The following is a 25251-nucleotide window of genomic DNA, read 5'->3' on the forward strand; positions in this document are numbered from 1 at the left end:
GAGAGCGAATCTCTCGCCAAGTTCACCCAACGTGTCGAGACGCTTCGCGGTGAACAACGACGGCGCGAACAGCAACTGGACCAGCCAGCCGAGCAGGCCGCGCCCGCCACACCGCCGCCCGCTATGTGACCGGCACCGCCCTTCGGGAGGCTCAGGCCGGCCGCACTGAGCTGCTGACTGACCCGAGACGGCAAATCCCACCTGCCGCTGACACGAGGCAGCACACCGGGCTCCGCACGGGAGGAGCACCCGGTGTCGGCGAGCGATGCAAAGATGGTGTGTTTCCTGGGGAGGGCGGGGCCGTGGTCATCGAGTGGGACCGGATCGGGCAGCCGGAGTTCGACCGGATCGTGGAGGCGCTGGTACACCGGCTGTACGACCAGACCGCGCGGGTGCGCGCGGTCAACGGGCGCGGCGGGGACGGCGGGATCGACATTGAGGTCGTCAGCGGCGGGCGGCTGCGGATCTTCCAGCTGAAGTACTACCCGGACGGGTTCCCCGCGTCGTCGTTCAAGGGACGGCAGACCTCGATCAAGAAGTCGTTCGCCCGGGCGATGGCGCACTCCCCGTACGAGTGGGTGCTGGTGGTGCTGTGCACCCTGGGCCCGGGCGAGCAGGCGGTGGACGGCCTGGTGGCCGGGCCGTGGCGTGCGGGTGCGCGTGATGGACCGGGCCGAGCTGGACGACCCGGATGGCCGCGCACCCGGACCTGGTGGACTTCTTCACCGGGGAGCAGCTGCTGGAGAAGGCGAAGGTCTTCGGCCAGGAGCAGGCGGTGCTGCTGGGCGGGGATCGGGACCTCGCCGAGCGGGTCGCCGCGCTGGGCGCGGTGGTCGACGGCCTGGACGATCATTGCACGGTGGACTTCTCCCGTGTCGAGGGCATGGTGGTGCACACCCTGCGGGCCAACATCTGCGTGCCCACGAGGTCAGCCCCGTCACGTTGGAGCTGAAAGGCAGGCCCGGCGGGATGGATGCGGACCGACCGCCACGCTCACCAGGGCGCTCGGCTTCGGGCTCGCCGAACAGGTCGTGCTGCCCGCTGAGGCGATCGCGTCGCTGACCGTCAACGGGCCGCAGTGGCTGGCGAAGACCCTGACCAACGTGGAGGTGGTCTGGCGGCCCGTCGGGCCGCCGCCCCGGGCCCAGGTCTGGCCGGAGCCGGCCTTCCACGACGAGGCCGGTGCTACCGTCGCGTCGTTCTCGGGGCAGGTGCACGGCCTGGGGAGCGGCAGTATGGGCCGCTCGGTCGACGTCGACCTGCACGGCAGCCGACTGCAGCTGCTGCTCCCCCACGACCTGGACCGCCCTGCCAAGCCGAACTTCTCCTTCGACCTGGCCGGGGCCACCCCTGCCCAGGCGCTCAAGCGGCTGGGGCTGCGGCGCAGGCTGATGTCCGGCGGCACCTTCGCTCTGACCGTCGAGGGCCAGGACGCGGGCGGGGGCCAACTGGCGGCCGCGAGTACCGGCGAGCGTGACGAGCTGGAGCAGCTGCGGCTGTATGCGCAGGACCTGGAGGTCCTGCAGCGGCACTGCGAGCAGGAGTTCCCGCTTCCCGATGACATCACGGCCGCCGAGCGGGTCGCGCTGCGTGTGGCGCGGCTGGTCGTCGAGGGGCACTGTGTCATCTCCCCGTTCGCCGGCGCTCTGACCGTCACGCTCAACGGCGAGGACCACCCGGCGCTGCGGGCGGTCCTGGGCGGCGAACCCCAGTCGGTGCGCGTCCTGGACCCGCAGTTGACGCTGACTCTGGCCGGGCGCACCTTGTCACTCGGCGAGGTGATGGCCTTCCACACCCAGGTCGTCGCCGAAGACGGTCCCGCTGCCCTGGCCGCCCTGGACGCGGGCCAGGCCGAAGGCCTGCGCGTGGCGCTGCGCCCCATCGACGGTCAGCGCTACCGGCTGTGTCTGCGAAGCGTCGACCCGCAGCGGCCGTTGGTGCCTGTCCCGCTCGGGCTGCCCGCATACCCCCGAACCGCACTGAACCGCACGGCGCGAAAGCCGAGCCCGGTGGCCATGTCCGTCGGCCGCCGCCTGTGCCATTCCGGAGCGCCGCAGCATGGGCAGCCAGTCCGCTCCCGTACGTTGCAGGCTATGGGGAACGCTCTCGTCCACCAGGCCAGCGGTTTCATCAACTTTCGGCACTACACGTTCGAGGATCCGCGCGAGCACGGCTTCCGGTGGGTAGACAGCAAACACCTACGTCTCACCGGTGAAGCCAGTGGTGACGTGCAGCTACTCGCGGCGCTCATCCGGCATGAACAGTTCCGGGACGACTACGCCGGCGGCGGGGTGCTGGCAGACGGGCACCGGCACGGTCCGTACTGGCTGAGGCGGGTCTGTACGGTCTTCGGTGTAACTCCCGATCAAGGAAGAACACCTGATGAGCGACGTGACTGCCTCCGTCGAGGCGGTTGAAGAGGTCCTACCGGTCGAGTTGTCGACGGACGTGCTGGATGGGCAGTTGATCGGGCAGTTGGTCGACCGGGCCCGCGCCGGCGGGCCTCCAGTTGACCGGCGAGGGCGGACTGCTGCAGCAGCTGACCAAGCGGGTGTTGGAGTCCGCCCTGGAGGGCGAGATCACCGACCACCTCGGCTACGAGAAGCACGACTGGGCCGGAGCAGGCAGCGGCAACTCCCGCAACGGGATCCGGTCGAAGACGGTGCTGACCGACGTCGGACCGGTCGAGATCGACGTTCCCCGCGACCGGGAGGGCAGTTTCGAACCCCAGATCGTCAAGAAGCGGCAGCGCCGGCTGACCGGCGTGGACGAGATGGTCCTGTCCCTGTCCGCCCGGGTTCTGCGCACGGGGACATCTCCGCGCACCTGGCCGAGGTCTACGGCGCGAGCGTGTCCAAGACGACGATCTCGACCATCACGGACAAGGTCATCCACGGGATGGCCGAGTGGCAGACCCGGCCTCTGGACCCGGCTCCAGTTCTATTGGTGGTTGCGAACGCCCGCGATCAGGGAGATTCGCATGCTTCGACGTCCTCCGATCAGAAGATCGACAGGGGTGAAGAGGAGGTACTTCGAGCTCCTGCGGCAGGGCCTCAAGGGGGCAGCGGCCGCCGGGATGGTCCGACGTCTCCACCAGCTCTGGGTCCAAGTGGTTCCTGGAAGCTGGTGGGATGCTCGTTCCGGGACCCGGCCCGATATCCCCGTGCTTCCTGACCCAGGACGACCGCATCACTATCGCCGACGGCCTGCACGCCGGGCGGAGCGTGAAGGAGATCGCCGCCTCGATCGGCAAGAGCTTCCAACGGTCCATCGAGAGATCAAGCGAGGAGCAAGCCGGACGGCGGCTACCAGCCCTGGTGGGCGCACAACCAGGCACTGCTTCGCAGGAAGCGGACCCAGGAAACAGAAGATCCGCTGCAATGGGCCGCTGCGGACCATCGTGCGCAAGAAGCTTGACGAGCAGTGGTCGCCGCAGCAGGTCTCCCGGTTCCTCGCCCGCGCCCACCTCGGCAATCCGGCGATGCGGGCTTGCCCAGAGACGATCTACCGGGCCCTGTTCGCCGGCCTGCTTGGCAACAGGGACGGCACGCTCCGGACGGGCCGGACCCGGCGAGAAGCAACGCCGGGGTGTTCCCACACCGAACAAGATCAAGAATATGACGTCGATCCACCAGCGTCCGGTCGAGGTCAACGACCGTGCTGTTCCCGGTCATTGGGAAGGCGATCTGATCATCGGGGCCAACCAGGGCTCAGCAATCGGCACCCTGGTCGAGCGGACGACCCGGTACGTTCACCTCCTCCACCTGCCCGACGGCTGGAAGGCTCCACAGGTCCGTAACGCGCTCATCACTCAGACCGCGCACATCCCGCCTCAGCTGCGGAGAACGCTGACCTGGGACCAAGGACGGGAGCTGACACTGCACGAGGACGTCGAAGCCCTCACCGGCTTCCGGATCTACTTCTGCGACCCCCACTCGCCCTGGCAACGCGGCACGAACGAGAACACCAACGGCCTGCTCAGGCAGTATTTTCCCAAGGGCAGTGATCTTTCGGTTCACAGCGCCCATGACCTACGGCAAGTCGCCCGACGGCTCAACCGGCGACCTCGCCTCGTGCTCGGAGACAAGACTCCCGCCAAAGCCATGAGAGACTTCCTGCAGCACGATTGACCTGGCGATTCGCAACCATCGATGGAAACCGCCCGGTCTATCCGGTGATCTTCATCGACTGTGTGCACGTCAAGGTCCGTGACGGGCAGGTCGCCAACCGTCCGATCTACGTGGCGCTTGCGGTGACGGTGGACGGGACCCGCGACATCCTGGGCCTGTGGGCCGGTGACGGAGGCGAGGGCGCCAAGTACTGGCTCCAGGTCCTTACCGAGATCCGCAACCGCGGCGTCGAGGACGTGTGCATGGTCGTCTGCGACGGGCTGGAAGGCCTGCCCGACGCGATCGGCACGGTCTGGCCGCAGGCGATCACGCAAACCTGTGTCGTTCACCTCATGCGGGCGTCGTTCCGTTACGCGGCCCGCCAGGACTGGGACAAGATCTCCCGCGCCCTCAAGCCGATCTACACCGCGCCGACCGCGAAGGCCGCTGAGGACCGCTTCTTGGACTTCCAGGAGGAATGGGGTGCCAAGTATCCGGCGATCGTGCGCCTGTGGGAAGTCGGTTTCATACTGCCTGTCCTGTCTAGTAGTTGGTGTTCGCTCGCCGCTTGAGGTGGGAGGATGTGGCCACGCGCTGTTTCCAGTACGCCTCGGTGCCGCTGTCCCAGGTGATGCACCAGCGGCGGTGGCGGGCCTGGCGGGCGGCCATCTCGCCGCTGCGGATCCAGGGGTAGATCGCAGCTTCGTGGACGCCGAGGATCCGGGCGGCCTCGGGCACGGTGATCTCCCCGGGCCCGGTGGGGTCGTTGCGCCTGGAGCCGATCGCGTGCTGGGCTCGGATGTGACGGATCGAGTTCACCGTGAAGGGACGACAGTTCCCGGTGATGAAGCCGAGGCTGTTGAGGTGGTCGGCGATCTCGGCGTCGCTGCGGCTGTCCAGCAGGTTGCGCACGATGTCGACGGCCTGGGTGGGGTTGCGGTTGGTACGACGGTCGCAGGTGATCTCGTCGACGGAGCCGGTATGCCAGCGCACCCCGATGTCAGCACGAGTGTTATCGACGTGCCGCACGGTCACGTCCGCGATCAGGGTCCGCAGCAGGCGCTTGCGGTCCTTGGCCGTGGTCGTCGGCGATTGCCACAGAGCCGGCACGTCTCGGGCGAGCTCCCGCAGCCGTGCGGGCTCGGGCAGAGCCAGCTCGGCGGCGATCAGGTCCGCCAGCGCCGCTTCGGCCTGGGCCAGCGCGGCAAGTTTCGCCTCCCAGCGGCTCTCCAGTGAGCGGGCCACCAACCGGTTTTCCGGCTCGACCTGGCCAAAGGCCCGCTCGGCGCGATGGGCCTCATAACGGGCCCGTTCCACGGCGAGTTCGGCGGCCCGGTGCGAGCGCTGGTGACGGTGGTGGACCTCATCGGCCGCGGCCAGGGCGAGGTCCACCTGCTCGGGTGTCAGCGCGGCCAGCAGCAGATCGACCACCTGCGGGTCGACGGCCGCGGCGGCGATCGAGTGGCAGCCCGGTGTGAGGAGCGCATCGCTGCGGGCCCGGGTGCACACATAGTCCGCGGTGCCGTCCGCACGCCGGTAACGGGTGCTCATCGGGAAGCCACACGAGCCGCAGAAGATGATGCCCTGACACACCGGCACCCCCTCCCGCGGCGGCCGGGCCTTCGCACGGGTGCGATTGGCGGCCAGCTTCGCCTCGATCTGCAGATACTGCTGCCAGGAGATATAGCCCTCGTGGTGGTCACAGATCAGCACGGCCCACTGATCGCGGGACCGCTGGTTGACGGTGGTGATGACAGTGCCGTCGGGCCGCACCTTGCGAGAGCTCACCGAGCGACCGAAGACATAGGCCCCGGCATAGACGGGATTCTTCAACACTGCGGCGGCCCGGCCATGGGTGAGCCGTCCCCAGGCCAGCCGCCCGTCCCACACCCCGGTATCCCGGCGGGGGAAGCGACGTCCGGCGAACGCGCGGACCACGGCGAGAGCGGAGCCGTGCTGGTCAAAGAGGGCGAAGACGTCCGCGACCGCAGCTTGCACCTCTTCATCAGGGTCCACCACGATGGTCCCGTCGTCGGCATAGACCATGCCGACGGGCAGCGGCAGCCGCAGGTCCCCACGCTCGGCGGCCGCCTTGCGGGCTCCCTGCAGGCGTCCAGCCAGGATGTGCAGCTCGGCCTCGCTCATCGTGGACTTCAGGCCCAGCACCAGGCGGTCGTTGAAATCGCCGAGGTCATAGACGCCGTCGGCGTCGATCAGGAGGGTGTCGGTCAGCCGCGCGAACTCCAGCAGCCGGCCAAACTCGGCCGAGGAACGGGCAAGTCGGGAGACTTCCAGCCCGAAGACCGCGCCGACCTCGCCGAGACAGACCCGGGACACCAACTGCTGGAATCCGGCCCGCATTCCGGAGAATCGGCCCGAAACCCCCAGGTCCGCATCCACGACCTCGATGTCGCATGGGGCCCAGCCGAGCTCCCGCGCGCGGTCGGCCAGCCCGTACTGGCGGGCAGTCGACTCGGTGTTCTCCCGTGTCTGCAGCAAGGTTGACTGCCGCACATAGATCAGTGCCTGCCTCGACCGGTGCGAGGACGTGATCTTCTGCAGCCCGCTCACCGCCGTCCTCCTCCCCTCGCACCGAGGACTCGACCATGTTCGCCACCAGCAGCACGACGCTCCGGCTCCAGTTCTCCACCATGGTCACCGCCCGTCACCGATGCCCGGGCGCCGAAGGCCACAAGAAGAAGGGCACCCTTCACGAGGATCCACCATCCCCCGGCTCGACACCACGGCTCATCAGGGCATCCACCAGCGCAGACAGCGCACCAAGCCCGTCGGTTGCGAGCCGGTTCTCACCCGGCGCCGGGCCGCGGTCCGTCCACCCCTGCGGGAGTGTCACCGTCACGCCGTTACCGGCAGTGCAGATGAACACCAAACCACTGGAGCGGCGCACCGCGCGGCATACACGCAACCGCCGCCCCGCCAGCGGATGGAATGGATGCGTGACCAGCAGCGTGTCCTCAGAAACGCCACGAAGAGAGGCACTATGCGATGCCCTCTGGGAGAACTCCTGGGCCGAGTTCGTGCCGTTCCTGCAGTTCGACACCGAGATACGACGTGTCGTCTGCACCACCAACGCCATCGAGAGCGTGAACGCCCGCATACGCAAGGCTGTTCGGGCCCGCGGACACTTCCCGAACGAGGCGGCAGCACTCAAGTGCGTCTACATGGCCGTCATGAGCCTGGACCCCACCGGCAAGGGCCGCAAACGCTGGACCATGCGATGGAAGCCGGCCCTGCAGGCCTTCGACATCGCCTTCGACGGCCGGCTCTCCGTCGGCCGCCGATAACTCACACCACCCGAGTTACACCGTTGACTGCACCCTATCGGCGCGAGTTGCTGACAGCCGCCGTGGTCAGGGCCTTGCGTCGGTGGAAGTCCCGGCCCATCTCGTCGAGGACCATAGGGCAGCGCACCCCAGCTACAGCGCGCCCAGGGCCGGCCTCCCTTCCGGTAGGCCGGCCCTGGGTGCGATGGTGACGACGGGAGTCAGCAGGTCCGGTAGTTGTAGCCGGCCTTCCGCCAGTTGCCGTGACTGTCGACGAACTCGTAGTTGCCGTCCCCGAGGCGCCTCATCTTGAAGTTGTTGACCGTGCCGTCGTATCGCAGATTCAGCGTCTGGCCAGGAGCGTCACTGCCCGACACGTACGCGATCTGATAGTCAGCCGCGTAGCTCCAGGTCGCCTTGCCGGCACTTCCGTCGACTGTCAGGTAGTCGGTGTCATCTTGATACGCCGCGGTCGCGCTCTTGGTGTTGGTTCCGAAGACGCCGTCGATGTCCGATGCCAGGTAGCCGTTTGCCCAAAGGACCATCTGCCAAAGGCAAGTAGCGTTGGAAGATGCGTTCGTGTTGATGTCCGTGACGCCCTCGTCGCCCCAGTCGTTGGTGTAGACGCCGGTCCCATACACGTAGGCCAGGCCGCTGTATGTCCCGCTTGCCGCGGCCGGGGTGGTGCTCACAGCGAGGAGGGTGGCGGTCAGTGCCCCCACCGTGCACGCGCCCAGCTTGGTGCGCATCCCGTGCCAACTCATGAAGACTCCCGGACTCAGGCCCCCCCTTGGAGCCAGATCGCGCCATTACACAGCAGCTCAGGCCGAATTCGCACCTAAAATTCAGGCCAAAAATACGCCATGTTCACGCCAACCTAATTGAGCGTAGACGCGTTGAGGATGAGTCAGGCGAACGACTCCCCCTTCCTGTTGCACTGTGTTCGGAACTTTGGCCCAAGCGGGCTAGCGGTGGTTTGTTGACGGCGGGTCAGGGTTGCAGTGGGCCGGTAGCAGAGGAACGTCGCCTCGCTGCCTGGGGGCTTGTGATGACCCGTCGTCTGCCGTGTCCGCCCGCACCTGGCCCGCTGGAAGCCTACGCCGCATGCTTCGATGACCTGTTCTCCACACTGGCACAGCGCCGCGGGTTCCGCGAGTACCTGACCGGACTGCTGCTGCCGCGGGACCGTAACAAGGCGCTTGACCTGCCTCGCAGGCACCGCCACGCGGCGGGGTTGCCGTTCGTCATGGCCCTCAAACCGAGCCACGGCACCTGGGCCCACGGCAAGGACGCCTACACCCCCGTCGACGCCGCCCGCGCCCTGACCTGGACGGACCCCCAGCATCCCGGCGACTGGACCCCGGTCCGGCGGACCTTCCGCGACGGGCACACCGAGACATGGTGGGCCGCCGACGCCCACCTCGGCTGGTGGGGCCCCGACGGACACATCCGCCTGGTCGTGGCGACCGCGGACCCGGCCACCCTGCCCGCCCACCGCCGCAACCTGCTCACGGGCCACACGCGCACGGCCTTGCAGCCGGACCGCCCGGGGGGCACGACGGCCGCCGGTCGGCACTGCGGTGCTGGCTACGCCAAGTCCCCCGGGGCCTGAGCCGCTGCAATCGCTGATCAGGTGCACGGTGGCAGGAAACTGCGGTCGTGCGCCCGTGCGGAAGCATCACACTCATCCGGTACGGGAATGCCGGTAATGTCCCGCTGCCGTACGGAAGCGGTGTGGCTCTGGGGGCGGGATGCGGGGACGGACATTCGCGGCGGTGATGGTGGTATTCGCCGTCATCAACCTGCTGCTGGCAACCGCTGTGGCGATTGCGGCCAACCCGGCCACCAGCGCCACGTACAACGGCTAAGGGGGTGTCGCCCCGAGCTCTTCGGAGTCAGCGTGGCGTAGGCTCCCAAACGGCTGGGGTTCAGGTGCCCCAGCGAAGCAGCAGGAGAATTGTGTGGCCGGGCAAGACAACACCCACGGGTTGGAGATGCGCTCCAACGTGGTGGTCAAGCGGTTCCGGTCGTGGGGCCGCGGTGAGCCGCAGCGCGAGTGGCGGGCGCTGACGCTCCTTGCAGAGCACGCGCCCGGTCTGGCTCCGCAGCCCCTGAAGGCCGACCTGGAGGGGGATCCACCGACCGTGGTGATGTCCCGACTGGCCGGGGTCCCTTTGCGAGGCACCGTGGTCTCCGGCCGCAGAGCGGCCGCCTTGGCGGAAGCTCTGGCCACCTTGCACGGTGCTGTTCCGCAGGACGTACTGGCGGCGGTTCCCGAGGGTGCCTGGAACGTGGTCAAGGCCGTCGACAAGGCCCGGGACTGGTGCACGCAAGCCCAGCAGTTCGGGCCGGATCCGCAGGTTGAGAGGGCGTTCAACGAGGGCTGGCGGTGGCTGGACGCTGCGCCGCTGGATGACCTGGTCAAGGCCGATCCTGTACCGGTGTTCGGTCTTACAGACGGAAACCTCGCGAACTACCTGTTCGACGGCGAAGTTGTCCGGTTGGTTGACTTCAAGGACTCTGGCCGCAGCGATCGCGCCTTCGAGTTCGCCGAAATCGTCGAGCACCCCTCCGGCTGGGTGGACAGCACCCTGGATGTGCCAGGCCTACTGAGCCACTTTCCTCTGACTGGCGCGGAGGCTGCCCGGCTACGGGACGTGCGGCGTTTGCTGGCGCTGCTGTGGCTGATCATGCTGCTTCCCGGACGGCCTGGATTCGACCGCAACCCCGCCGGCACTGATGAACGGCAGGCGGCCCGGCTGCTGGCCCTGCTGGGCTGAGACCCGCAGCCGGGCGCGGGATGGTCACACGATGGGCGGACGGCCCAGTCGCGTCATCTTCCATACGGTGCGCCAGCGCATGGGATGCCGCGGCGGGCACGGCGTGCGCCAGCCTTCGGCGAAACCGCCGACCCACGCCCGCAGGCCGGCGGCCGATGGTCTGCGGGCGAGCGTGAGCGCTGCCCAGATACCGAGGTAGATCGGCACCAGCACCGAGGGCAGGTGTCGCCGGGCCAGCCAGACCCGGTTGCGGGCGACCATCCGGTAGAACACGGCGTGCCGGGTTGGAGAGGTGCGTGGGTGCTGCAGGAAGTGCTCCACCGCAGTGATCAGTCCGTGCCAGGCCACACTGGACACCGGATGATCCGGAAACAACTTGTCGTCGCCGGACAGACTGCTACCCGGCTCCACCCGTGCTGGCCCGCTGTCGTCCCCGCTCGTTCGTTTCGCCCACAGCTCGACGGCGCTCTTCATCCGGCCCAGTCGGGCTTCCCACGATGCATGTTCCGACATGGCCGGAGGTTAGCGATCCGCAGGTTCGAGGGGCCAGGCAATTCTGCACGCGACGGACGGAGGCGCTCCTTCAGGCAAGAGTCACGGCGTCCAGGAGGTGGGCCCGTTGTTCCGGACGCTGTTGACCGCCGTATCTACGGGCCGGATCGATAGCTGACCGTCCGCGGGCGCGGTCAGCAGGGCGCGGAATTCGTCGGGGTCCTGGTGCTCGGGATCTAGCCAGGCGTCGTAGTCGGCGGCCGCGACGGTCAGCGGCATCCGGGGGTGGACCCGGCTGGCGGCTTCGGTGGCCTCGGTGGTGATGATCGTGCACGTGGCCAGCCAGGCGCCCGGGTCGTCGTCACCGGCGACCTCCCTTGTTCCGCCACCACTCGTACAGGCCCGCGAAGGCCAACCAGTGCCGCGATGACCTCACCAGCTTCCTCGCCAACCTTGGTCACCCTGCCCCATAGCAGTGCCTCCGGATCGCGGTCCCGGTTGTCGGGGTGGGCGTCGATCCACCGCGACACCGCGACACCGGCGTTGATCCGGCCTGGATGTTCGGCCGCCCCGGTGGCGGTCACCGGATGTCCACCCCGGTGTGCGGCGACACCATGGGAGCGGCGACGGCCAGAACGTGTTCGGAGGTGCCGAACACTGGGCTGGTCCTCCAGACGCCGCAGGGCGTCGAGGACCTGGGCACGGCGGCCCGGGTTCTGCAGGCGCTCGGCGAGATCAGACAGCAGCTTGGGCGGGACCTACGGCCCCAACCGGGGCCTACGCGGCCCCGGACCCCACGCCAGCGCCTAGGGCGCGCTGGACCGCCCTTTCCTGCCGCCTGCCCTGCGCTCCGCGCACCCCTCGGGCGCTGGGCGCCCTCGGTGGGCAGTTGCCCTTGGTAGGCCGCCCCCCCTCCGCTGCAAGCGAGGCCGGCAGACGGTCGAGGGCAATGGTTTCGCCATAAGGGGGCTTACGGCGGGGCAAAGGAGCCGGGGTACTTCCGGAAGCGACCTGCAGACATTTGGCACGGCGAATCCGCGCGGTCCGTCGACCGCCAGGCGCCGGACCCGAACCCTGGTCGGGTCCCACTATCCAGACAGGGCTCGGGCGCTAGCCCTGCACCAACCTTCATGGTCACTTCCGGGCTGTAGTTCCGCAGCACCCAAAAGGTTATCCCCGTAGTCACAACATCCTCCGCCCAATTGCAGCACCACAGGTCAGAGCGACACGGAGCCGGGTATCAAGCGCCCCTGCAGCACACCACACCAGGTCAGACGGCAGACCAGAGCTACATATATGTAACTCAAATACCCAAGGTCAGCGCATCGAGCATGTCGTAACTAGAGAGAAAGTCGACACTCGGGGAGGGCATCGACACACCGGGATGCGATTCCGTGTTCTTCGGCGACGTGCACGGATCCGCCGTCGACATCCTCCAGATCGTCGGCCGGGCACTGCGCATGCAGCCCGGCGAGGGCAAGGTGGCCAGCCTGGTCGTGCCGGTCTTCCTCGCCCCTGGCGAAGACCCCGACGCCATGCTCACGAGCAAGGGCTACAACAACCTCGCAAAGGTGATGGCCGCGCTGCGCTCGCACGACACCGAGACCATCGAGCAACTGGCAGAGCAACAAGCGCACAGCCGCGCCACGAAGCCGTCGGCTGCTGAGAGCGCCGCAACCGGCGGCCCGGGCGGGGAAGGCGAGCAGAGCGGTGAGGGTGGGGTGTCGGCTCCGGCGCAGGGGCTCTTGTCGTTCTCCACGCCCCGTGATCCGGCGATCCTTGCCCGGTTCATGAACCTGCGTGTTCTCCGGCCGGAGAACACGTACTGGCGGGCTGGGATCCAGGCGGCTACCCGGTATGTGAAAGAGAACGGGGATTTGAAGGTCCCGTACGCGTTCACGACTCCGGAAGACTGGGACCCTGCCGCTTTCCCGCTGGGGACGTGGATCGCGGATCAGCGGAGATTTTTCAACGCGGGTGAGATGAAGCTCAAGAGGGCTGCTGAATTGGATGATCTGGGCATGGTGTGGTCTCACTGGGACGTCGCTTTTCAGGAGGGATTGTCAGCCGCGAGGGAGTGGGCGGCCGTGCACGGGCACCTGCTGCCGCCCGCCACCGCGGTCTGGAACGGCTACCCGGTCGGTGTCTGGATGAAGAACCAGCGGACCGCCGGGCGGCTGGCGGACAGCATCGAGCAGCGGCGTGAGGCCGGGCTGCCGGTCGGCTCCACCGCAGGCGCCCTGTCAGAGGAACGCAGGGACGCTCTGGAGGCCATCGACCCGTCCTGGTGCCCGTCCTGGCCCGTGGTCTGGCAGCGCAGCTACCGGCTGTGCCGCAGGCTGATCGAGGACGGCCAGCCGCTCCCCACCGTGCCGGGCCAGGTGAGCGTCCAGGGCGAGGACCTGGGCGCGTGGGTGCAGGCGCAGCGCCTGGGGTGGGAGCAGCTGCTGCCCGCGCAGGCCTGGATGCTTCAGAACATGCTCCACCTCACCCCGGCAGAACCCGGCGAGAGGCCGCCAGCGCCCCGTACACAGGCCGACAAATGGGCGGTGAACCTTCGGGCGGCCCGGCAGTTCCACGCCCGCGAGGGCGCCCTGCAGGTGTCGCGTAAGCACGTAGAACAGCTCACCGACCCGGACGGGACCGTGACCGAGATCAAGCTCGGCCAGTTCGTGGACAACGCCCGCCGCCGCGCCGAGAAGTTGACCGAGGACCGGCGGGCAGAACTCGACGCGCTCGGCATGCGCTGGTAGCCGGAGCGCGGTGGCGGGCTGGGCCGGACTTCGAACGGGGCGTCCCGGACCGGCCCTGCCTCAGCGGAGATCAGGGTACGGCCTCGCGCAGCTGGGCGTCGAATGGGCGTGACATCGGCGGCGGCCGGTCGTTGAACCCGCGACTGTGCACAGCGAGACTCCCGGAACTTCCCCCCGGGGTTCCGGGGTCTCGTGCCAGCGCGCAGCGTTGGCGGTGTTCATCGGCGATGACGGTGGTGAGGACCCGGGGACGCAATAGAGCGCGGCGCTGTGTGCGTGGTGGTCAGCCTGTTTCGCGAAGGGCTTGCCCGCTGCTACGCGGCCGGCACCGGTCTGCAGGTGGGTTATGGGCAGGGGGTGTCATCGAGCGGCTAGGACGGTTCAGCCGCCAGACCACGACGATCCCGCTGCCGGAGGGAACTGCGGGCGGTGTTCCCTGCTCACGCAGGACTTCGCTGAAGCCCAACCGGCGCGGTATCGCGGCGCTGGAGGTGTTGGATAGGTCGTGCGCGATTTCCAGGTACTCCACGTCGGGCAGGGTGAACATCTCGGTGACCATGGCTGCCGTTGCTCTGGTAGCTATGCCCTGGCCAGTGGCGGCAGGGTGCAACCAGTACCCCATGCGCCGGCCCTGGGACTCGACCCCACGGTAGGTCTGGCACATGCCAATGAGAGTGCCGTCTTTGGCGATGGCGTAGTTGTACACGTCACCGCTTGCCCACTTCGACTCTGACATCGCGAGGAACTCGCGGGTGCTCTTCGCGCTGTGACGGGCGACCCACGACTCCCAGGGGCGCAAGTGGTCCAAAGACTCCTCGATCAATTTGAATGCCGGAGCGAAGTCCCTCTGCCCCCGCCAACATCGCAGGACGAAGTCTCCGCACTCGATGATCTGCCTTGGTCGCTCCATGACGGCCATGCTGATCCGCAAAACGGCCCGCTGCAACGGTAGGAGCAGCCACCCCCACAACTGCGATCTCTCGCGCCCACAACAGCATGCGCACCTGCTGGATAACACCGCATGGCAGTCGCCCCGAGCCAGATCTCTCACCCTCGTGACAGTGGCCCCACCCCCATTTACCAGCAACAACACACCAACGATCAACTGTCTCTCGCAACCACTGCCCCGAAACCGAGAGATCGCAGCGTGTGCGATGCCCTGTGAGCCAGTTGAGAATGAGGTAGGGGCCGGAGATCAAGGAGGTGTGGCCATCTGGCCCGCCGGCCTCCGGCACGAAAGGAGGCGGTCCCCGTGACGTCGGTGAAGGAGATGCTCGCCACCTACCCGGCCGACCTCGGTCGCGTCGACCGAGAGAAGCTCACCAAGTGCATCGAGGAATGTATCGCCTGTGCCCAGGCGTGTACCGCGTGCGCCGATGCCTGCCTGTCGGAGGGCATGCCGGCCGAGCTGGCCAAGTGCATCCGCACCAACATGGACTGCGCCGACATCTGCAATGCCACCGCCTCGGTCCTGTCCCGCCACACCGGCTACGACGCCAACCTCACCCGCGCCATCCTGCAGGCGTGCGCCACCGCCTGTAAGGCGTGCGGAGACGAATGCGGCCGCCACACGCACATGGAGCACTGCCGCCTATGCTCCGAGGCCTGTCGCTCCTGCGAAACGGCGTGCAACGAACTGCTCCAAACCCTCGGCTGACGAACGCGCGGCCATTGCCGACGCGCCCGAGCGCGGTGCTCATGTGCCCTGGGGGGTATGCCCCGCCGGGCACCAGCACACCGCTTGCGTACGGCGGTGGTGACACCGCTCTCCTTGGCCAGCTGATCCAGCCGACCCAACGCACCGCGCCGCAGGGCCACGGCCACGGCCACGAGCGGTCCCGAACTGCAGGAACAGTCGCCAGTCGCAGGCCTTGGTCATCAGGGGACGCAGTTCGCCGAACGAGAGACGCTCGTACACCGGCCTTGTGCGACGGCAGACCATCATTCGCCCTTTGGGGCAGACCAATGGAGGTGCATCACAGTGTCAGAGCAGAACCCAATGCACGCGACCCCTGCCGAGGGGCACGAGGTGTCGCTGCCGCCCGAAGTCAAGTTGCTGCAGGAAGTCACCCCGCCCTTCTTCCCCGAAGGTGGTTCGGGAATGACCATCCTCGTCGACTGGCCCCCCGGTCACCCCGGCCTCCCTCCGCACCGCCACTCTGGACCGTCATTCGGCTACGTGATGGAAGGCGCGCTCCGGTTCGAACTCGAGGGCGAGCCGGAGCGTGTGATCAAGGCCGGCGGGACGTTCTGGGAGCCAGGCGGTGACGTGATCCACTACCAGGACGGCAACGCCCTGTCAGACGCACCCACCAAGTTCCTGGTGACCATGGTGTGCGCGCCGGGCCAGCCGATGCTCACGCTGGTCGACGAGGAGGAACTGAAGGAACGGGCGCACCTGCGCGCCCCGCGTCCCTCCGCAGGCTGAGCTGCGGCTCCCCTGCCGGATAGCGTTCCTCGATAGGGGAAGACCCGGTGACCGCCGCTGGCAACCACGGCGCTGAGGGACCTACCGGCGTGGCACGCCCCTCTCGGCTCGGTTCATGGGATGTGGAACGGTACTGGAAGGCAGACGACGCAAACGAATCTCAGTTGCCGTCCCCTGCGGGATGCCGAAAGTCGCGCACTGCCTGTGACCTGGCACTTTGCTATGAGCTGCGGTGGCGGCACAATCCCCGCCCTGGCACTGACATGAGGCGGCACACGGCCGCGCAGCCGCCCTGCGGTCCGTCTTCGCCGTGCCCCGTCGGGCATTGACTTGGGCCAGCAGACGACGCAGGGTGAACCCCGGGGGAATGATCAAGGGGGTAACCGCGTGGTGGAGTACCGCTTCACGCCGGCCCGCATCGTGCCTGCCGGGCCGATCACCGCGCACGCGGTCCTGGACGAATGGGCCCACGGGCAGATCACCGTCCCCGTGCCCACGCTCGCCCTGTCACAGATCAGCGGACTGACCCGGCAGGAACTGACGGGGGCGGTGTTCGAGATCATGGCCAACACCGCCGCCGCAACCGACACCGACGTCGACCCACACGGCTGGCGCCTCCTGCCCCGCCATGACAGCGAACAGCACCTCGCGGTGGCGCAGGCTCCACCGCCGGCGCCCTGTCGGAGGAGCGGCGGGATGCGCTGGAGGCGATCGACCCGTCCTGGTGCCCGTCCTGGCCCGTGGCCTGGCAGCGCTCCTACCGGCTGTGCCGTCGGCTCATCGAGGACGGCCAGCAGCTCCCGACCACGCCGGGCCAGGTGAGCGTGCAGGGCGAGGACCTCGGGGCGTGGGTCCAGGCGCAGCGCCTGGGCTGGGAGCAGCTGCTGCCGGCGCAGGCTTGGATGCTGGAGAACATGCTGCACCTCGCCCCGGCGGACCCTTCTGAGAGGCCGCAGGCGCCCCGTACACAGGCCGACAAATGGGCGGTGAACCTTCAGGCCGCCCGGCAGTTCCACGCCCGCGAGGGGGCATTGCAGGTGCCCCGGAAGCACGTAGAACGGCTCACCGAGCCGGACGGGACAGTCACCGACGTCAAGCTGGGTCAGTTCGTGGACAACGCCCGCCGCCGGGCCGACAAGCTCACCGAGGACCGGCGCGCGCAGCTCACCGAGCTGGGCATGCGCTGGTAACCACCACAGCGCAGGGGAAGAGTCGGACCGGAACTCCGAACGGAGAGTCCCGGCCCAGCCCCTGTCTGCGGCTCATTTGTCAGGATGTCGGCGTAGCGTCGCAGCGTGGCACGGTCCATGCACGACACCCGGGCGCCCAGCATTCGGCCGTCCCTCGCGGCGGCTTCCAGCAGTCGGTTCTGCGTGGGGAAGTCGCGCCGTGCTCGAGGTGGCCGAGGTAGAGCCGGGGCGCGGGTTGGAGTTCCCGGCGCCACTCAATGGTCTCCTTTGCGCGCGCGGCGCCCTCGCAGGAGCGGTGCCGCTGTACGAGGGAAGTTCATCAGGCCGGCGGTCCGCCGGCGCTGTATCGCCCCTCACAATCAGGCCTGGGAGATGCTGAGTTTGCCCTGATCATCCACTACTGTGACCTTGACAAATGCTGTGCCGCCGTTGGCTTCTTCCACAGAACACTCGAAGGTGTTGCCTTTCTTTGCGTCCATCGCGGCCGGACAGAAGACGCCATCCCTGGACATGTTCCTCTTCCCTTGCACGGTGGCCGCGACCTGCCGTTCCACCGCTTCCTGGTCCAGCAGACGCTGAGGGTGGGTACCCACCACCACGACCGTCACTACGACGGCGCATGCGGCAATGACGACAGCTGAGAACCCGATGAGGGCACGAGTGAACTTTCCTTGATCAGTCACACCGGTTTCCTACCGCCCACGTCACGGCTGCGACAAGAGGCGTCTCAGACTACTGCTGAGAGCAGCCACCTCCATGACAGCCGGCCCACCTCACACTGGCCAGAAAACAGCAGCCGCCTGGTCACTTCATGACAGCAGACCTGCCCGCAACGACCTCGTGACCAGGCACCCGACATCCCGCCCCGCTGACGCCCACCCAATGCCACCAACGCACCCACTCACATGGGCCTCCGGGTCGGCAATGGCCCGGCGGCCCACGCTGTCAGCTCACGTCTTCTTCGTCGGGGCTGCTATCGGTGCGGTGAAGGGCGCGGGCAATCAGTGAGATCGTTTCATCCTGAACTTGCAGGTCACGGGGCTGGTGTGGCCGGACATGGGGGTGCTCATGCTGGTCGGTGGCGTGATCGGTAGCAGGTGATCGTCTGGTCATGGAGCGATTCGCCGGAACTGCGGCCACAGGGCGTCAGTGCCGTTTACTGACCACGGAATCAAGGGAGTTCACGGGACGGGAAAGGGGGGCGGCGGGTGGCTGCGGTGCTGACGTGGGCGATTCGGCGGCGGGTCGTGCTGGCGGACCGGTTCGAGTAGCTGGGCAAGGAACTGGCGGAGGCGGAAGCCGAGGTGGCCCGCCTGGAGCAGGCCGCAGTGGCGGGCCGTCGCCCGGCGCGAGGCACACCAGCGCCACTGTCGGCGGCCGAGCACGTCGGGGAGGCGCTGGAGCGGATCGCAGCCCCGAGGTGGCGCCGCAGCTCACTTGAAACGCGCTGCACCACGTGTCCTGCCTCACAATCGAGGTCGCTAGGCAACCTCTCCACCGCTGGAATCTTCTCCTTTCGAGTGAAGATCCTGAAGAGGCGGCCTCGCCTGCTCATACTCCTGACCCTGGCCGTGGTGGCGGCCGTGACGGTGACCGTCGTCATGGTCATCCAGGCGAACAAGATGGAGACGCTCTCCCCGGGCGAGGAACGCGGCCGGGCCGCGTCAGGAGCACGCGTACCGTCGGGGCAGGTGGACTGCCGGAAGGACAAGTGCATCGCGCTCACCTTCGACGGCAATCCGGGCGAACCCACCGACCGGCTGATGGACCTCCTGAAGGAGTACAAGGCGCCGTCGACGTTCTTCCTTGAGGGCCGGCGCATCCACAAGTTCCCGGATGTGGTGCGGCGGATCGCCAAGGACGGCCACGAGATCGGGGACCACACCTGGACGCACGCGGTGCTGACCGATGTCGCTGATGCGCAGATCCGCGACGAGCTGCGCCGCACGGCACGGGCCATCTCCGGCATCACCGGCAGCGAGCCGATGCTGATGCGCCCGCCCCAGGGCCGCACCGACGACCGCGTCTCCAAGGTCTCGAAAGAACTGGGGATGGCGCAGGTGCTGTGGACGGTGACCGCGAAGGACTACGAGACGGATGACACCGCGCTGATCACCAGGCGCGTACTCGAGGGCGCCGGCCGCGACGGGATCATCCTGCTCCACCCGCTGCACAAGGGCACCGTGCCGGCCATGCCTTCCATCCTGGAGGCGCTCAGCAAGCAGGGCTACACCTTCGTGACCGTCTCCCAGCTGCTCGCTCCGTCCAAGGCCGAGCCCGGCAAGATCTACAAGTGACTGACTGACGCGCGAAGCGTCCGCCTCCTTGGGCCCCTCGCCACCGCGGGAGCGGCGGCCACCGGTTCCGCCGAACTCCGGCGACTCGTTCGGCATCCCATTTCAGGTGTGGTCGGTCGTGAGGTCCCTGCGGCCCGCTCTCTGCGGGCCGCCATCCCACCACCGGCCCAGCGCGGCGGCTCCCAGGCCGCCTCCGCGACGGCCGGAGAGGCGGGCGCACCCCCGCGCAAGGAGCCGGCTACGCCACGCCCACACCCCCATACAGGAGAAGTCAGACCGGCACGCGCCCGTAAAACCGCCTGTGACCAGGGCGAATACAGCTCGGCCGCCGGACTGTGCGCAACGCCCGCCGCAACCCCTGCCACGACGCCACAAGCGGCCTCCAGCCGGCATGCCGCCGCCCCCCACGCGCGGCCCCGACCCGGGGCCGCCACAACCCCAGGCCCGGGCGCCGGGCCAGCGGCGCGCCCTCGCCCCGCCCAGCGGCGGGGAAGCGTTCCCCACGAACCAGCCCTCTCCATCCTGTTCGTGGATCCAAGGGGCGGTTCCAGGGGAAGTCAGAGCCACACGCCTCACTCACCACCGGGTCTGGCCTGCGGCAACAGACCGGTGAGTCACCGCAAAGCCGCAGGTGATGGCGCAGGTAATGACGCAGGCGTTGCCGCAGGTGATGGCGCAGGCAATGTCGCGGCCCGAGACCGGGGTGCAAGCGATAGCGCAAGGGATAGCGCAAGTAATAGTGCAAGGGATATTGCAAGGAATGGTGCCGGGGTCTGCGGGGACGTTCGCTGTGCCCTGCCGGGCATTGACGTGGGCCAGCAGACGACGCAGGGTGACACCCGGGGGAGTGATCAAAGGGGGGTGACCGCGTGGTGGTGGCGTACCGCTTCACACTGGCCCGCATCGTGCGCGCCGGGCCGATCACCACGCACGCGGTCATGGACGAATGGGCCCACGGACAGATCACCATTCCCGTGCGCCCACCCTCGCCCTGTCCCAGATCAGCGGACTGACCCGACAGGAACTGGCGGGGGCGGTGTTCGAGGTCATGGCCAACTGCGCCGCCGCCACGGACACCGACGTCGACCCGCACGGCTGGCGCCTGCTGGCCCGCAGTGACGGCGAACACCACCTCACGGTGCCGCGATCGTGGAGCGGCGTAACCACCTGACCGGAGGCCGTTCCCGCCCCGCGGTCGACACCAGATACCTCTCCCTCCCCTGCGGCTATCGCGCTGGGCAGGAGGTGTCGCCGTCCCGCACCGGCTTGCCCACCGGCCATGACCAGCAGCAACACCACCGCACCGAAGACGGGCCTGGCTACCTTCGGTCCCACCCCCGGTGCACCCCTGCACGCAACCGTCCAGACCACCCTCCAGCCCACCCTCCAGGCACCCCGCCAGGAGCACCAGGAGCTGGTCGCGGCAACCCGCCGCCGCAGGCGCGCCCGCCGGTCCGCAGCGTGGGCAAGCCCCCGGGAACGGGCTTGCCCACCAGAGCGAACGTCGCGTCCCTGGCGCTGGCTGCTCTGCGCCAGTGAGGGCGTGCGTGGGCGGGCGATGCAGGCGCCCTACCCGAGACTTCGGGCCCTGCTGCGGGCGGTCGGGGACACCCCGTACGAGGCGGACGACGCCCGGGACCTACGCTTCCGCCTGCCCGATGCCCAGGGCAAGGAGCGCTGGCTGAGGCTGGATGAGATCCCGCTGCCACCGACGACTCCCGCGGCCTGGCCTCGCTTGTAGCGGTACCGGGCCACCCCTGCCCGATAGGCTCGGCGGTACCTCTTCAGGTCCCATGCGAGACAGTTGGGCAGGCGTTGTGAATGACCTTCTTTCGGTCGAGGTGACCGAGTCGGGCCCCTGCCTGGTGGCGAGGGTGCACGGGACCATGGACTATGTCTCGCAGCCAGAGCTGCGCGGGCGGCTGACGCAGGTGATCGATCGAGCGGAGCGGGCCGTCGTGCTGGACCTGACCGATGTGTCGTTCTGTGACTCAGCGGGTCTGAACGTGCTGCTGGGAGCCCGCCGTGAGGCGGAGGCCGCAGGGGTGGTGCTGGTCCTGGCCTGCGTCCCGGACCAGTTGCGCCGGATCCTGGAGATCACCGGAGCCGATCACGTCCTTCGGGTCTTCGACACCGTCGCCGACGCCGAGGCCGCCCTGAGCAGCTGACAGCACCTTGCATGAGCCAGCCACGGTGTACACGAGGCTTCGCTGCGATCTCTCGCGCCCACAACAGCATGTTCACCTGCTGGATAACACCGCATGGCAGTCGCCCCGAGCCAGATCTCTCACCCTCGTGACAGTGGCCCCACCCCGCGAAAACAGCCATTTACCAGCAACAACACACCAACGATCAACTGTCTCTCGCAACCACTGCTCCGAAACCGACAGATCGCACATGGCTTTGGCCATTCGTGTGGGGTGACGCCCGCAGGGTTCCGTCGTTGAACTATCCGAAGCACAGCCCCGCTTGGCCCCCCAGGGACGCATGGGCCTGGGGGCCACGTGCTGCCGGGACCGTAAAATCCTTGACCATGCCCGCTTCCGTGACTTTGCCGGTGGCTGTAGCTGTGGCGGTCCCCGCGCCCCGCCGACCCGCACGCTGGCGGGTGCGGCACGGTCAGGCTTCGTGTGCGGACTACGGCTGTACCCGGCCGGTGTGTCGTCAGGCCGCCCGGCGCTACGGCATGAAGATCATCGCGGCAGCGCCGAGCAGGTCGACGACGAAGCACCACTCCGCCCACGCCCGAGGTCTTGGCCCGGTGGTGGGCGAAGTCCCAGGCTTCGACCAAGCTCAGGCCCGCGACCCCAGGCACCCACCGGCGCGGGATCACGGTGCACGTCCTGCTGGACTTCGTTCACGTTGCCGAGTACGTCTGCGCCGCCGCGCACGCCTTCCACAGTGCGGAGCCGGAGGACGGCTTCGGCCCCGGGAAGGCCCCAGCGGGCGCCGGTGATGTCGAGTCCCGCGGCTTTCGCGCTCGGCCTGGAGCGCGGCGACCCTCGCGTGGCTTTCGCAGTCCTCGCACAGTTCTCTCTCCCCGTGGTTCCCGGGAGCCTCGTGCCGTTCGGAAAGCCCGCGGACCGCCACCGCGGCCCGCCCCGCCGGGCCGCACCCCGCTTCTCGTCAGCCCCGCGCAGCGGCCCCCCGGGCCAGGTCCCGCTACGGGCGAGAGCGGGCGCGCCCGCGCAGGGAAACCCCGCCTACCCCCTCCCACAAGGGGAAGTCAGGACCGCGTGCTTCGGGAAAATGGGCTGTGACCTGGGAAAACGCGGGGCGGTCGGTGGTGCGTGCGCAACGGACGCCGCAACGGCCCGCGCAACCGGCGCCGCAACGCACAGCGCAACCCCCGCCGCAACGGCAAACGAAGGGCCGCGCACCGGTGTTGCGCCCGCTCTGTTTGCGGATGATGGGCCCGCCACGGACTCATCCGCCAAACCGGACCCGCCAACTACACCAGCCAGGGCAACCCATGAACCCATTGCCACCAGCACGAATACGTTAACTACCCGGCCTTGCATCAACCCCCGGTCTCAGCTGGCTCATACCGCTCTTCCCACGGGCCGCATGAGCCAGCTGATGGCACCGAGAACGAGGCACGATTCCTGGACCGCTCGCGGACGCGGCCGTGGACGGTCAGCTGACCCGGAGACCGACCGCCAGAGTCAGCTCAAGGACCCGGTGTGGCGATGCGAGATCCGGAAACAGCTCCCGCAGCTGCGACATCCGGTACCGGACTGTCTGGGGGTGGACGAACAACGCCGCCGCCACCTCGTCCCGCCTGCCCTGGTGCAGCAGCCACGCCCGCAACGTCTCCTCCAGCCGCTGTGCGGTCGCGACAGGCAAGGTCCGCAACGGTGCGAGGGCTTGGACACGCAGGTCTGCGAACGCGTCCACGTCGGCGCTCAGCACCAGCTCGGGCAGGTGGTCCTCGGTGTCGCGAATATCAGAGGAGAGGGAGCGCGCGCGTACGGCTCGTGCGTACGAGGCGGACGCACGAGTCCATGGCCGGGCCGGGCCGACCACGGCGGTGCGGCCGGTTAGCTGCCGCAAGAGATGTGATCGGTCGGCATCCGGGACGAGCAGCACACCGGTGGCATCCGGCAGATCGTCGAGGACGAGGGTGCTCGGGTCGAGCGCGCGGTAGGCAGGCCTGGCCTGCGCGGCAGGCAGCAGGACCGCGGTCAGCGAAACCGGAGGCTGCCACCCGGCCCGTTGAACAGAGGCCAGCAGCACGTCCGGGCTCGCGCCGGCGAGAAGGTCGCGGGCCAGGTGTTCCAGCTGGCGCTCGTGGGCCCTGCCCCGGGCAGCCAGTTCGTCAGCGTGGCCCGCGGCGCTCGCGGCGGAGAGCTCGTCGATGTAGGCGAAGGTCAGCTCGGCGAACTTGGCGACCTCGGCGGCGGGCAGACCTGCGGACACGGCACCCGCTGCCAGGCATCGCCAGGCCACGCGGGCGCCGACGCGGTAGGCGCTGAGCAGGGCGTCCATCGAACGGCCGTCGCGCACCTCGCCGCGGCCCAACTCGTAGGCTGCGTCACCGGCGTCGCCGCCTGTGGCGTTCCCGCTCGCGAGGTCCAGGTAGTGCCCCAGGGCGGTGCGGACGGCTCGGCGGATGGTGCCGCCCATGCTGCCCGAAAGGGCGTTGGCGTAGGAAGGGACCTCGTCGATGATCGCCTGGACGACCTCGTCGGCGGTGGTCTTCAGCGCGGCCCGAAGTGCGGTGACCGTCGTCTCATCCAGGGCCAGTCCGCTGGCCCTCCTGATTGCATGGCTCACGTTTTGTTCCCTGCGAACAATTCAGCCGACCAGATTCACGTCCTGCGGTCAGGACTTTACGCCTTGAGGCGCAGCAAGCTGGAGTCATGACGAGTGCAGCCCTCCGCAGCAGGGCGTGGAAACTGCTGGAGATGGTCACGACGCCGCTGCTGCCGTCGGACTACCTCGACCTGGTCAGCCCGCTACGTGCGGGCGCTGACCTGCGTGGGCGCATCGAGGCCGTGCACCCCGAGACGGGTGACGCCGCGACTATCGTGATCAGGCCAGGACGGGGCTGGCGCGGCCACACAGCCGGTCAGTACGTGCGGATCGGGGTCGACGTCGACGGGGTGCGCCTGTGGCGTGCCTACTCCATCACCTCGCCGACAAACCGCCAGGACGGCCGCGTCACGATCACCGTGAAGGCGATCCCGGACGGCAAGGTCAGCAACTACCTGGTCCGCAGGGCGAAACCGGGCACGCTGATCCAGCTCGACCAGCCGACCGGTGACTTCGTGCTGCCGCAGGCCAAGCCCGACAAGGTGCTCTACCTGACGGCCGGCAGCGGCATCACGCCCGTGATGGGCATGCTGCGCGACATCGAGTTCGACGACGTCGTCATGGTCCACTGCGCGCCACAGCCGCAAGACGTGATTTTCCGCAAGGAACTGCACGACCTGGTCGCGGACAAGAAGCTGCGGCTCAGGGAGGTGCACACCGACACAGACGGCATGCTCGACATCGCCCGTCTCGACGAACTCGTGCCCGACTGGTCCGAGCGCGAGACCTGGGCTTGCGGGCCCGCGGGCCTGCTCGACGCCGCCGAAGAGCACTGGACCGAGCACGGCGTACAAGAGCGCCTGCACACCGAACGCTTCCGCCCCAGCATCGTCGTCGCCGGCGACGGCGGCGAGGTCACGTTCAGCGCCACCGGCAAGACCGTCGACGCGGACAGCGCCACGCCGTTGCTGGACATCGGTGAGGAGGCCGGCGTGCTCATGCCCTCCGGGTGCCGCATGGGCATCTGCTTCGGCTGCATCACGCCGCTCAAGGCGGGCGCCGTCCGCGACCTGCGCACCGGCGAGATCACCGAGGCCGAGCCGGGCGTCCTCATCCAGACCTGCGTGTCCGCCGCGGCGGGCCCCTGCGACATCGAACGGTAG

At 68.4% G+C, this 25251-nt stretch carries 17 protein-coding genes and 7 pseudogenes; 16 read left to right on the forward strand and 8 right to left on the reverse strand.

Annotated features, from left to right (window positions below):
- Window positions 1-691: 691 nt before the first annotated feature.
- From AC1VWI_RS00005 to AC1VWI_RS00025, 5 genes and pseudogenes are all read left to right on the forward strand, one after another.
- On the forward strand, window positions 692-952 hold the full coding sequence (locus AC1VWI_RS00005; RefSeq protein WP_499508780.1) for a hypothetical protein: 261 nt from the start codon (window positions 692-694) through the stop codon (window positions 950-952).
- 79 nt (window positions 953-1031) lie between these two features.
- A complete protein-coding gene (locus AC1VWI_RS00010; protein WP_499508781.1) occupies window positions 1032-2417 on the forward strand; it encodes a hypothetical protein in 1386 nt (461 codons plus the stop codon).
- Window positions 2383-2928, forward strand: a pseudogene (locus AC1VWI_RS00015) (transposase); the annotation flags it as partial. The gene AC1VWI_RS00010 and the pseudogene AC1VWI_RS00015, both read left to right, overlap by 35 nt.
- Window positions 2929-2980: 52 nt before the next feature.
- Window positions 2981-4130 (forward strand): annotated as a pseudogene (locus tag AC1VWI_RS00020) (IS30 family transposase).
- 26 nt (window positions 4131-4156) lie between these two features.
- Window positions 4157-4627, forward strand: a pseudogene (locus AC1VWI_RS00025) (IS256 family transposase); the annotation flags it as partial.
- 25 nt (window positions 4628-4652) lie between these two features.
- Here AC1VWI_RS00025 and AC1VWI_RS00030 read toward each other — a convergent pair.
- Window positions 4653-6680 carry a recombinase family protein gene (locus AC1VWI_RS00030; RefSeq protein ID WP_499508782.1) on the reverse strand — a complete coding sequence of 676 codons (2028 nt, stop codon included), beginning with the start codon at window positions 6678-6680 and terminating at the stop codon, window positions 4653-4655.
- A 139-nt stretch (window positions 6681-6819) separates the two neighbouring features.
- The gene (locus AC1VWI_RS00035; protein ID WP_499508783.1) at window positions 6820-7227 is read right to left on the reverse strand and encodes a DUF5372 family protein; all 408 of its coding nucleotides are present in this window, start codon (window positions 7225-7227) and stop codon (window positions 6820-6822) included.
- Between AC1VWI_RS00035 and AC1VWI_RS00040 the strand changes: the two are divergent.
- Window positions 7121-7414 (forward strand): annotated as a pseudogene (locus tag AC1VWI_RS00040) (transposase); the annotation flags it as partial. The gene AC1VWI_RS00035 and the pseudogene AC1VWI_RS00040 sit on opposite strands and share 107 nt — an antisense overlap.
- 200 nt (window positions 7415-7614) lie before the next feature.
- Here the strand turns inward: AC1VWI_RS00040 and AC1VWI_RS00045 are convergent.
- Entirely contained in the window at window positions 7615-8142 is a 528-nt protein-coding gene (locus AC1VWI_RS00045; RefSeq protein WP_499508784.1) for a peptidoglycan-binding domain-containing protein, read from the reverse strand.
- 461 nt (window positions 8143-8603) lie between these two features.
- Between AC1VWI_RS00045 and AC1VWI_RS00050 the strand changes: the two are divergent.
- Together AC1VWI_RS00050 and AC1VWI_RS00055 are read left to right on the forward strand one after the other, a co-directional pair.
- Window positions 8604-8960 (forward strand): annotated as a pseudogene (locus tag AC1VWI_RS00050) (IS701 family transposase); the annotation flags it as partial.
- A 394-nt stretch (window positions 8961-9354) separates the two neighbouring features.
- Window positions 9355-10173, forward strand: a complete 819-nt coding sequence (locus tag AC1VWI_RS00055) for a phosphotransferase (protein ID WP_499508785.1) — start codon at window positions 9355-9357, stop codon at window positions 10171-10173.
- 24 nt (window positions 10174-10197) lie between these two features.
- On the opposite strand, the pseudogene AC1VWI_RS00060 reads toward AC1VWI_RS00055, so the two are convergent.
- Window positions 10198-10482: pseudogene (locus AC1VWI_RS00060) on the reverse strand (glycosyltransferase family 2 protein); the annotation flags it as partial.
- 285 nt (window positions 10483-10767) lie between these two features.
- Window positions 10768-11080: pseudogene (locus tag AC1VWI_RS00065) on the reverse strand (SOS response-associated peptidase family protein); the annotation flags it as partial.
- Window positions 11081-12059: 979 nt separating this feature from the next.
- On the opposite strand from AC1VWI_RS00065, the gene AC1VWI_RS00070 reads away from it, so the two are divergent.
- Window positions 12060-13418, forward strand: a complete 1359-nt coding sequence (locus AC1VWI_RS00070; RefSeq protein WP_499508786.1) for a helicase associated domain-containing protein — start codon at window positions 12060-12062, stop codon at window positions 13416-13418.
- 283 nt (window positions 13419-13701) lie between these two features.
- On the opposite strand, the gene AC1VWI_RS00075 is transcribed toward AC1VWI_RS00070, so the two are convergent.
- Window positions 13702-14328, reverse strand: a complete 627-nt coding sequence (locus tag AC1VWI_RS00075; RefSeq protein WP_499508787.1) for a GNAT family N-acetyltransferase — start codon at window positions 14326-14328, stop codon at window positions 13702-13704.
- Between the two features lie 360 nt (window positions 14329-14688).
- On the opposite strand from AC1VWI_RS00075, the gene AC1VWI_RS00080 reads away from it, so the two are divergent.
- The 3 genes from AC1VWI_RS00080 (at window position 14689) to AC1VWI_RS00090 (ending at window position 17036) form a co-directional block, all read left to right on the forward strand.
- The gene (locus AC1VWI_RS00080) at window positions 14689-15075 is read left to right on the forward strand and encodes a four-helix bundle copper-binding protein (RefSeq protein ID WP_499516683.1); all 387 of its coding nucleotides are present in this window, start codon (window positions 14689-14691) and stop codon (window positions 15073-15075) included.
- 342 nt (window positions 15076-15417) lie between these two features.
- A complete protein-coding gene (locus tag AC1VWI_RS00085; RefSeq protein WP_499508788.1) occupies window positions 15418-15846 on the forward strand; it encodes a cupin domain-containing protein in 429 nt (142 codons plus the stop codon).
- Between the two features lie 740 nt (window positions 15847-16586).
- Window positions 16587-17036, forward strand: a complete 450-nt coding sequence (locus tag AC1VWI_RS00090; RefSeq protein ID WP_499508789.1) for a helicase associated domain-containing protein — start codon at window positions 16587-16589, stop codon at window positions 17034-17036.
- 359 nt (window positions 17037-17395) lie between these two features.
- Here the strand turns inward: AC1VWI_RS00090 and AC1VWI_RS00095 are convergent, their stop codons facing one another.
- On the reverse strand, window positions 17396-17719 hold the full coding sequence (locus tag AC1VWI_RS00095) for a DUF4333 domain-containing protein (RefSeq protein ID WP_396574184.1): 324 nt from the start codon (window positions 17717-17719) through the stop codon (window positions 17396-17398).
- Window positions 17720-18556: 837 nt separating this feature from the next.
- Between AC1VWI_RS00095 and AC1VWI_RS00100 the strand changes: the two genes are divergently transcribed.
- From AC1VWI_RS00100 to AC1VWI_RS00110, 3 genes are all read left to right on the forward strand, one after another.
- Entirely contained in the window at window positions 18557-19333 is a 777-nt protein-coding gene (locus tag AC1VWI_RS00100) for a polysaccharide deacetylase family protein (protein ID WP_499508790.1), read from the forward strand.
- A gap of 946 nt (window positions 19334-20279) precedes the next feature.
- Window positions 20280-20504, forward strand: coding sequence for a hypothetical protein (locus AC1VWI_RS00105; RefSeq protein WP_499508791.1), 225 nt, complete (start codon window positions 20280-20282; stop codon window positions 20502-20504).
- A 622-nt stretch (window positions 20505-21126) separates the two neighbouring features.
- Window positions 21127-21501, forward strand: a complete 375-nt coding sequence (locus AC1VWI_RS00110; protein WP_499508792.1) for an STAS domain-containing protein — start codon at window positions 21127-21129, stop codon at window positions 21499-21501.
- A 1468-nt stretch (window positions 21502-22969) separates the two neighbouring features.
- On the opposite strand, the gene AC1VWI_RS00115 is transcribed toward AC1VWI_RS00110, so the two are convergent.
- Window positions 22970-24109 carry a PucR family transcriptional regulator gene (locus AC1VWI_RS00115; protein ID WP_400809119.1) on the reverse strand — a complete coding sequence of 380 codons (1140 nt, stop codon included), beginning with the start codon at window positions 24107-24109 and terminating at the stop codon, window positions 22970-22972.
- A gap of 86 nt (window positions 24110-24195) precedes the next feature.
- Here AC1VWI_RS00115 and AC1VWI_RS00120 point away from each other — a divergent pair, with 86 nt between their 5' ends.
- Entirely contained in the window at window positions 24196-25251 is a 1056-nt protein-coding gene (locus AC1VWI_RS00120) for a ferredoxin reductase (RefSeq protein WP_026251266.1), read from the forward strand.

Source organism: Streptomyces sp. TOM-9 (genome assembly GCF_056858595.1).